9 protein-coding genes and 1 pseudogene are annotated in these 8617 nt (G+C 68.0%); 7 read left to right on the top strand and 3 right to left on the bottom strand.

What is annotated here, in order from left to right:
• From AC5JJ2_RS03640 to AC5JJ2_RS03625, 4 genes and pseudogenes are all read left to right on the top strand, one after another.
• Positions 1-712, top strand: a pseudogene (locus tag AC5JJ2_RS03640) (squalene--hopene cyclase); the annotation flags it as partial.
• 90 nt (positions 713-802) lie between these two features.
• Positions 803-1822: an adenosyl-hopene transferase HpnH gene (gene hpnH / locus AC5JJ2_RS03635; protein WP_495856597.1), complete on the top strand. Its 1020-nt coding sequence runs from the start codon at positions 803-805 to the stop codon at positions 1820-1822.
• Positions 1807-2508 (top strand): phosphorylase family protein, encoded by a 702-nt coding sequence (locus AC5JJ2_RS03630; protein ID WP_495856596.1) that lies wholly within the window; start codon positions 1807-1809, stop codon positions 2506-2508. The genes hpnH and AC5JJ2_RS03630 overlap by 16 nt, the downstream gene beginning before the upstream one ends.
• A 26-nt stretch (positions 2509-2534) precedes the next feature.
• Positions 2535-2984 carry a phosphatase domain-containing protein gene (locus AC5JJ2_RS03625; RefSeq protein ID WP_495856595.1) on the top strand — a complete coding sequence of 150 codons (450 nt, stop codon included), beginning with the start codon at positions 2535-2537 and terminating at the stop codon, positions 2982-2984.
• 38 nt (positions 2985-3022) lie between these two features.
• On the opposite strand, the gene AC5JJ2_RS03620 is transcribed toward AC5JJ2_RS03625, so the two are convergent.
• Genes AC5JJ2_RS03620 through AC5JJ2_RS03610 form a run of 3 tightly spaced genes read right to left on the bottom strand, consistent with a single transcriptional unit; the run spans position 3023 to position 4824 of the window.
• Positions 3023-3379, bottom strand: coding sequence for an FKBP-type peptidyl-prolyl cis-trans isomerase (locus AC5JJ2_RS03620; RefSeq protein ID WP_495856594.1), 357 nt, complete (start codon positions 3377-3379; stop codon positions 3023-3025).
• Positions 3380-3402: 23 nt separating this feature from the next.
• Positions 3403-4212 (bottom strand): FKBP-type peptidyl-prolyl cis-trans isomerase, encoded by an 810-nt coding sequence (locus AC5JJ2_RS03615; protein ID WP_495856593.1) that lies wholly within the window; start codon positions 4210-4212, stop codon positions 3403-3405.
• Positions 4213-4236: 24 nt separating this feature from the next.
• Complete coding sequence (locus AC5JJ2_RS03610) at positions 4237-4824, bottom strand: FKBP-type peptidyl-prolyl cis-trans isomerase (RefSeq protein WP_495856592.1); 588 nt, start codon at positions 4822-4824, stop codon at positions 4237-4239.
• 72 nt (positions 4825-4896) lie between these two features.
• Here AC5JJ2_RS03610 and AC5JJ2_RS03605 point away from each other — a divergent pair, with 72 nt between their 5' ends.
• The 3 genes from AC5JJ2_RS03605 to AC5JJ2_RS03595 all read left to right on the top strand — a co-directional run bounded on the left by AC5JJ2_RS03605 (position 4897) and on the right by AC5JJ2_RS03595 (position 8584).
• A complete protein-coding gene (locus AC5JJ2_RS03605) occupies positions 4897-5637 on the top strand; it encodes a tetratricopeptide repeat protein (RefSeq protein WP_495856591.1) in 741 nt (246 codons plus the stop codon).
• Positions 5634-6866, top strand: coding sequence for a hypothetical protein (locus AC5JJ2_RS03600; protein ID WP_495856590.1), 1233 nt, complete (start codon positions 5634-5636; stop codon positions 6864-6866). Before AC5JJ2_RS03605 ends, AC5JJ2_RS03600 begins: the two co-directional genes overlap by 4 nt.
• A 104-nt stretch (positions 6867-6970) precedes the next feature.
• Positions 6971-8584 carry an ArnT family glycosyltransferase gene (locus AC5JJ2_RS03595; protein ID WP_495856589.1) on the top strand — a complete coding sequence of 538 codons (1614 nt, stop codon included), beginning with the start codon at positions 6971-6973 and terminating at the stop codon, positions 8582-8584.
• Positions 8585-8617 lie beyond the last annotated feature (33 nt).

The raw sequence follows: 8617 nt of genomic DNA, 5'->3' as shown, positions 1-8617 counted from the left end.
GAAGTCCGAGCCGGCGGCCGCCCGCGCGGTCAACTGGCTGCTCGCCATGCAGAACTCGGACGGCGGGTGGGCCGCGTTCGACCGGAACATCAACAAGCAGGTGCTCACGAAGGTCCCGTTCGCCGACCACAACGCGATGCTCGACCCGAGCTGCCCGGACATCACCGCCCGCGTGCTCGAAGCCCTCGCGCACTACGGCCACCGCGTCGGCCGGCCGCACGTCGATGCGGCGGTCCGGTTCATCGCCCGCACGCAGGAGGCGGACGGGTCGTGGTTCGGCCGGTGGGGCGTGAACTACGTCTACGGCACGTGGCAGGTGCTCGCCGGCCTCGCGGCCGTCGGGTTCGACATGACCGCCCCGATGGCCCGTCGCGGCGTCCGGTGGCTGAAGGAACACCAAAACGCCGACGGCGGCTGGGGCGAAACCTGCGGCAGCTACGACGACCCGGCCCTCGCGGGTCAGGGGGAATCGACCCCGTCGCAGACGGCGTGGGCACTCCTCGGCCTGCTCGCCGCCGGCGAGGCAGACGGCCCGGAGGCCCGCGCCGGGGTCGAGTACCTGATCGCGGAGCAGTCCGCCGACGGGACGTGGGACGAGGAGCCGTTCACCGGGACGGGCTTCCCGAAGGTCTTCTACCTGAAGTACCACCTGTACGCCCACTACTTCCCGCTCATGGCCCTCGGCCGGTACTGGAATTTGAGCCACAGATGAACACAGAAATCACAGATCAAAACAAGGCATGATTTCTTCTGATCCGTTTTCATCCGTGTCGATCAGTGGCCAACCTCTGAAGGAACTTCCATGCGTTTCCCCCTGAGCCTGACGGCCGACATGGCCGGGTACATGGTCAAGAAGAAGCTCCGCCGCGAGAAGCGGTTCCCGCTCGTCATGATGTTGGAGCCGCTGCACGCGTGCAACCTGACCTGCACCGGGTGCGGCCGTATCCGCGAGTACGAGAGCACGATCAAGCAGAAGCTGTCGGTCGCGGAGTGCCTCGCGTCCGTGGACGAGGCCGGCGCGCCGATCGTCAGCATCTGCGGCGGCGAGCCGCTAATTTACCCCGGCATTGGCGAGCTGGCGAAGGGCATCCTTCAGCGGCGGAAGCACATCTACCTCTGCACGAACGGCGTGTTCCTGAAGAAGAAGCTCGACCTGTTCAAGCCGACCAGCCGGTTCTTCTTCAACGTCCACCTCGACGGCATGCGGAAGACGCACGACCTGGCCGTCGAGCGCGACGGCGTGTTCGACCAGGCGGTCGAAGGCATCAAGGCGGCGAAGGCGGCGGGGCACTTGGTCTGCACGAACACGACCGTCTACCGCGAAACGGACATGGCCGAGATCGACGAATTGTACGCATTCCTCACGAAGCTCGGCGTGGACGGGTTCATGCTCTCCCCGGCCTACGGGTACGCGGCCGTGTGCAGCACCAACCCGGACGGGGCGGCGGAAATCTTCCTCACCCGGCAACAGATCATGGAGAAGTTCAACCAGGCGGACGGGCTGTTCCGCAAGTACAAGATGAACACGTCGCCGGTGTACAAGGAGTTCCTGCAAGGGAAGCGCGACCTGACGTGTGCGGCGTGGGCCAGCCCGACCCGCAACGTGAAGGGGTGGAAGGGGCCGTGCTACCTCATCACGGACACCCATCACGCGAGCTTCGACGAACTGATGAACGACACGGATTGGGACAAGTACGGGTACGGCAAGGACCCGCGGTGCGAGCACTGCATGATGCACAGCGGGTACGAGGTCGCGGCCGCCCTCGGCGTGAACCGCAAGATCAGCGACACCTGGAAGATGCTCAAGTGGCAACTGACGTAGTCGTCATCTTCGCCCTCGACCGGGAGGCGGCCCCGTTTCGCGCGATCGCGCGGCGAGACCGCCTCCCGGTTCGCGTTCTGGTCAGCGGCGTCGGGCCGGGGAATGCCCGGCGAACGGCGGAAGGCGTCGGCACCGCGGGCCTGGTGATCTCGGCCGGGTTCTGCGGGGCGCTGAACCCGGCGTTACGGGTCGGCGACGTGGGCGTCTGCACGATGCTCTATGACGGCGAGCCGAGCGGCGTGAGCCGCCGGGTGTGTGACGCAACCCTGCGGCTCACGCCGCTCGGCTCGCCATATCCGGTTCTCAACGATTTCACACTCCTCACCGTGCCGCAGCTCGTCGCCACGCCCGAAGAGAAGCGTCTCCTCCGCGAACGAACTTTCGCCGATGTCGTGGACATGGAGGCCGCCCACGTCCGCGCCGCCTGCGTCGCCCGCGACCTGCCGTTCCTCGCCGTGAAGGCCGTCTCGGACGCGGCCGACACCGCCCTCTCGCCGCGGCTCGTCCGACTGCTGGCCGGCGGTCGCGTCTCGCCGGTTAGGGCGGCCGCCTCGCTACTCGTACAACCGAGCCTCGCCGGCGAGTTCCGCCGACTCGCCCTCGACACGCGACTCGCCGCCGACCGGCTCGCGCACGAGCTGTGGGAAATCGTCACCTGTCGCGGGCCGGCCGGCCGACTACGATAGCCCGACCCGCCCCCGCGAGGTTCCCGATGCCGCCGCCCGCGTTCAGTTGGGTCGATCGCCCGCACTTGGCGGCCCTCGCGTTTCCGGACTCCGCCGACGACCTCAAGTGGCTCCGCCGCAACGGCATCGAAGTCCTCGTCTCGCTCACGGAAACACCGACCCCGCGGCAGTGGGTCAACGAGGCCGGCCTCATGCTCGTTCACGTCCCCGTCCCGGACATGGGCGCGCCGAGCCATAGGCAGTTCGAGACGATCCTCGACGCGGTCCAGCGGGCGAACAAGAGCGGCCTGGGGGTCGCGATCCACTGCGCCGCCGGGAAGGGGCGGACCGGCACGGTCCTCGCCGCCTACTTCGTGGCCCAGGGGCTGACGGCGGACGCCGCCGTCGAGAAGGTGCGGCAGCTCCGGCAGGGGTCGATCGAAACGACGGACCAGATTCTCGCCGTCGAGGAGTTCGAGAAGAAAAAGAGGGGCTGAAAGCCCACGGACGAACGTCCGTGGGCGCGTCGGGCAACTCACTTCACCAGCTTCACTTCAAACACCAGCGTCGCGTTCGGCGGGATCGTGCCGGGGATGCCACGGCTGCCGTAGGCCATCGCCCCAGGGATGAGCAGCCGGCGGACGCCGCCCGGCTTCATGCCGGGGATGCCCTTCTGCCACCCCTGGATGACGCCGTTCAGCGGGAACGTGATCGGCTGCCCGCGGTCCAGGCTGCTGTCGAACTTCTTGCCGTCCGTCAGCCACCCGGTGTAGTGGCACGTCACGGACGCGCCGGCCGGGACGGCCGTGCCCGTCCCTTCGGTAACCTCCCACTGCTTCAGCCCGCCGCCGATGTCCTTCCACTCCGGCGCGTCGATGGGGGGGAATGTCATGATGCCGTGTCCTTGCGTGAGAGTTACTTGGATTCAAACAGTTCGACTTCGAAGATCAGGTCGGCCTTCGCCGGGATGGTCGGCGGGCTGCCCTCCTCGCCGTAGGCGAGCTTCCATGGGATGAGTAGCCGCCGCTTGCCGCCGGGCTTCATGCCGGGGATGCCCTTCTGCCACCCCTTGATGAGGTCGCCGAGCGGGAACGTGGCCGCCTCGCCGCGGGTGACGCTGCTGTCGAACATCTTCCCGTCCAGCGTCCACCCGGTGTAGTGGATCGTGACCGTCGCGCCGGGCTTGCACTCGTCCCCCTTGCCCTCGGCCACGTCCCAGTACTTGATCCCGTCACCGTCCTTGAGTTCCTTCCACTCCTTCGCGTCCGCGGACGGGGCGCTGAGGGCGGCGAAGAGTTCGACCTCGAACACGAGGTCCGCCTTCGCAGGAATTCGCGGCGGCCGCCCGTCCTCGCCGTAGGCGAGCTTCCACGGGATGTGCAGCCGGCGGACGCCGCCGGGCTTCATGCCGGGGATGCCCTTCTTCCAGCCGGGGATGAGGTTGTCGAGCGGGAACGTCGCCTTCTTCTCGCGGAGGACGCTGCTGTCGAAAACGGTCCCGTCGGTCAGCCAACCGGTGTAGTGGATGGTGACGATGGCCGACGCCGTCGCGGCCTCGCCCTTGCCCTCCTTCACGTCCCAGACCTTGAGGCCGTCGCCGTCCTTGAGGTCCTTCCACTCCTTCGCGTCGAGCGGCGGCAGCTTCGGGGCGGCCTTCTTGTCCTCGGCCGCCGCGCCGCCGGCGAGCGCCAGCGCCAGGACGACCGCGGTGATCGTGCGAATCATCGAAACCTCCGAACGGGGGTGGGGTCACTTGGCGGCGAACAGTTTGATCTCGAAGATCAGGTCGGCCTTCGGCGGGATGCTCGGCGGCCGCCCCTGTTCGCCGTAGGCCATCGGCCAGGGGATGTAGAGCCGGCGGACGCCCCCCGGCTTCATGCCGGGGATGCCCTTCTGCCAGCCGGGGATGAGGTCGCCGAGCGGGAACGTGGTCGGCTCGTTCCGCTTCACGCTGCTGTCGAAGATCTTCCCGTCGAGCGTCCACCCGGTGTAGTGGATCGTGACCGTCGCGCCGGCCTGGGCGGGCAACCCGGACCCTTCCTTCACGTCCCAAAACTTCAGCCCCGCGTCGGCCGGGTCCGGGGCGACCTTCCACTCCGGGGCCGTGTCGGACGGCTTGTCGAGCGTCAGCCCGTCCGCGTTCACCTCCTCCGGCTTCAGCCCCTCGGGCAGGTTCGTTTTCGGGTCGAAGTTCACCTTCTTGGCCCCGCCGGGGCCGGACGTGTCCGGGTTGTCCCGGTTCGCGATCAGGAGGCCGATCAGCACGATCACCGCGGCGATCGCGAGGGCGGGCATGACGATCCGCATCATCTGTTCCTTGTCCGGCCGGTCGCTCATACAGTAGTCTCCGGATAAACGTATGCGTGCCATTGTAGGTCCCGCCCGCCGGATGTCCGCGAGGTTCTCGCCATGCGATTCGCACTCCCCGCGCTCTTCGCCCTCGGGTTCGCCGTGCCCGGCGCGGCGGACGACACCGACCCGGAGGCCCTGTACCAGAAGGCGACGGCCCTGGCCGCGAAGCGGGAGCACGAGAAGGCCGTCGAGGCGTTCACGGCCGCGATCAAGGCCGACCCGGACACGCCGCTCCTGTACGACCGCCGCGGCGACTCGTACCTGAAGCTCGGCAAGTTCGCGGAAGCCATCGCCGACTTCGACACGTTCCTGAAGGCGAACCCGAAGTTCGAGCCGGACCACTGGCGGCGGGGCATCGCGTACTACTACGCCGGGAAGCACAAGGAGGGCGTCAAGCAGTTCGAGACGCACAAGACGGTCAACCCGCAGGACGTGGAGAACGCCGTCTGGCACTACCTGTGCAACGTGAAGGTGATCGGCAAGGAGAAGGCGGCGAAGGAACTGATCGACGTGACGAAGGACGCCCGCGTGCCGATGGCCGAAATTCAAAAGCTGTACGCCGGGAAGCTGAAGCCGGAGGACGTGACGGCGGCCGCGGAAAAAGTGGACGCGAAGACGGAGGCTGGGAAGGAGGCCCGGTTCTACGGCCACCTCTACGTCGCCCTGTGGTACGAGGCCGAGGGTGACACCAAGAAGGTGATCGAGCACCTGACGCCGGCCGTCGAGAAGTACGTCATCAGCCATTACATGTGGGACGTGGCGAAGGTTCACCTGGCGGTCGCGAAGGCGAAGAAGTGAGGGCGGTCGTCGTCCTCGCGCTCGCGGTGATGGTGTTCGGTCCGAAGGCGGTCGAGAGCGACGGCCGCGTGCGGTACGACAACTTGCGAAACGTCGTGGATCGCGGCTCGTCCGCCGCCCCGAAGTTCTCGCACGTCGGCCCGGTCTTTTCCGCCCCGCTGCTGCTGCTCGACCGGACGTTCGGGACGGGGGAGATGATCCTCGTCCAATACAACTGGCTCCTCTTCGTCGTCGGCGTGCTGGCCCTTTCCCGACTGCTTCGGCCGATCCTTCCCGACGACGTTCGCAGTCGATTCCTGTTGCTACTCGTCGTCGGTTCGATGTTCCCGGCGAACACGTTGAACTACTTCGGCGAGACGTTCACGGCGATGACGGTCGCGGTCGGTACGGCCGGGGTCGTCGCACGGCGGGCGTGGTGGGGCTGGCCGCTCGTCGCGCTCGGCGTGGCGAACACCCCGGCGACGGCCGTGGGCCTGGCGCTCGCGGTCGCCGTGTACTGCCGGCACGAACGCCGATTCTCTGCGCTAATCGTGCTGCCGGCCGTGGCCGCGGTGATCCTCGGCGAGAACTGGTTGGCCCGCGGGTCGCCGTTCGCGACGGGGTACGAGAACGACGCCGGCGTGCCGACGGTGCTGCCGTTCTCCGGCCGGCCGGGGTTCAGCTACCCGTTCTTCTTCGGCGTGCTGTCGTTGCTGTTCTCGTTCGGCAAGGGCCTCGTCTTCTTCACGCCGGGGCTGTTCCTGCCGTGTGCGATGGAAGACCGCGGGCGGCTGATCGTGCGGATGTGGGTCGCGTTCACGGTCGGTCTGTTGCTGGTGTACGCGAAGTGGTGGGCGTGGTACGGCGGCCTCGCGTGGGGGCCGCGGATGTTGCTGTTCGCGTCGCTGCCGGCGTCGCTGGTCCTCGCGAAGCTGTCCGCCGCGCCGGACGGCGGCCGCGGCAAGAAGCTGCTCGTGCTGCTGGCGGTCGTGCTGTCGTGTTGGGTTGGGGCGAGCGGGTTCGCGTTCGGGCCGGGATTGATGGCCGCGTTCGTCGGCGAGAACTACCAGACCGAGTTCGTGCTCTGGTACGTGCCGGAGTGTTCCGTGTTGTGGCTGCCATTCGTCTTGCCGAGTGCGGTGAACCCGGCGGGATACGTGTTCCTGGTCCTCGGCGGCTTGGCATTCGTCATGCTGGGGTGGCGGCCGGCGACCGCCCTGGCGAGCCGAGCGGCGTCAACCGCCGGGTGAGTGCCACTTACCCGGCGGCTGACGCCGCTCGGCTCGCCACTTCCCCTTGACGTTCGGCGTCGTCACCGAGTTAGATGGGGCCTTTCTCCGCGGACCATGGCAGGATGCCCACCCTCAACGCGGTTGCGATTCGTCCGCGAACGCCGGTCTGCCTCCGGCCGTCGTCCGCTGCTGTTGCTTACCTCGTCATCCTTGCGTTCGCGATCGTCAACGCCCTTTACCTGCTCGTCTCGCCGCTCGACCTCTCGCCGGATGAGGCGCACTACTGGGACTGGTCCCGCCGCCTCGATTGGAGCTACTACAGCAAGGGGCCGCTCGTCGCGTGGATCATCCGCGGCAGTTGCGCCCTGCTCGGCGACACGACCTTCGCCGTCCGGCTGCCGGCCGTCGTTTGCAACGCGCTCGCGCTGATGGCGCTGTTCGCGCTCGCCCGCCGGTCCCTCGGTACCGACAAGTTGGGTCTCGCCGTCGTCGCGTTTGCAATCACGCTGCCGCCGATCTGCGCCGGGGCCGTCCTCATGACCATCGACGCCCCGTTCCTCTGTTGTTGGGCGTGGGCCCTCGTGTTCGCCCGCCGCGCGATCTTCGACGGCGACCGTCGGGCCTGGCTCCTGGCCGGCTTCGCCGTCGCGGTCGGCACGCTGACGAAGTACACCATGCTCGCGTTCCCGCCGCTCGTCGGGCTGTTCCTGCTCGCCGACCGCCGGCCGTTCCCGCGCCGCGGGTTCCTGACCATGACGCTCCTCGGCGGCCTCGGCCTGCTGCCCATCGTCGTCTGGAACGCGGCCCACGACTGGCTCGGCGTCCGCCACCTGTTCGGGCAGGCCGGGTTCGCCACCGGGCCGAAGATCGGGTTCAAATGGTTCGGCCCGCTGGACTACCTCGCCGGGCAATTCGGCGTCCTCGCCGGCTACTGGTTCTGCGTCTGGGCGGCCGCGGCGTGGGCGTACCGACCGGGGAAAACTTCCCGGCCGTTCGCGTTCCTGTGGTGGACCTCGGTGCCGCTCGTGCTGCTGCTCGTGCCGTTCTCGCTGCGGGTAAAGGTGCAACCGAACTGGCCCGGCGTCGCGTACTTGCCGGGGTTCGTCCTCTGCGTGGCGTGGCTCGCCGACCAACTGCGGTCGCCGTCCGTCGCTTACCGCCGCCTCGTCCTCGGCTGCCTCGTCCTCGGCACGACGCTTTGCGTCGCGCTCGGCGTCGTCACGCGGTTTCCGCAGTTGGCCCTGCCCGTCTTCGCAAGCCTGGCCCCAGAACCAACAGATGATCGCCTCGCCCCGGTCCGCAACCTCGACCCGACGGCCCGGCTCCGCGGGTGGAAGCACCTCGCCGCCGCGGTGGACGAGCTGCGGGAGCAAGTCCGGCGGGAAGATGGGCAAGGGCCGCTGATCGGGACGATGACGTGGAATGTGCCCGGCGAACTCGCGTTCTATTGTGCCGGAAACCCTCAAGTTTACACGTTCGGGGTCGCCCTCAGCGACCGGTTCAGCCAGTACGACGTTTGGCGGCCGAACCCGGTGGCCGACGCGCAAGCCTTCGCGGGGCGGACGTTCGTGTACGTCGGCGAGAAGATGCCCGACATGGACGCGGTGTTCGAGCGACGCGACGGACCCTACCGCGTGGAATACCGGGAAAACGGAGTGACGGTCGGCGGTTGGAAGGTGTGGGTCGCACGCGGCTACCGGGGGTTCCCGGCGGCCGACAAGCGGCCCCAGTACTGACCCCGAACCCAGGTCGGCCCCAGTTGCCCAGGT

The sequence above is a fragment of the Limnoglobus sp. genome (genome assembly GCF_059499385.1).
Note: the sequence above shows the minus strand (reverse complement) of the source record. Positions and strands in the feature narration are given on the sequence as shown.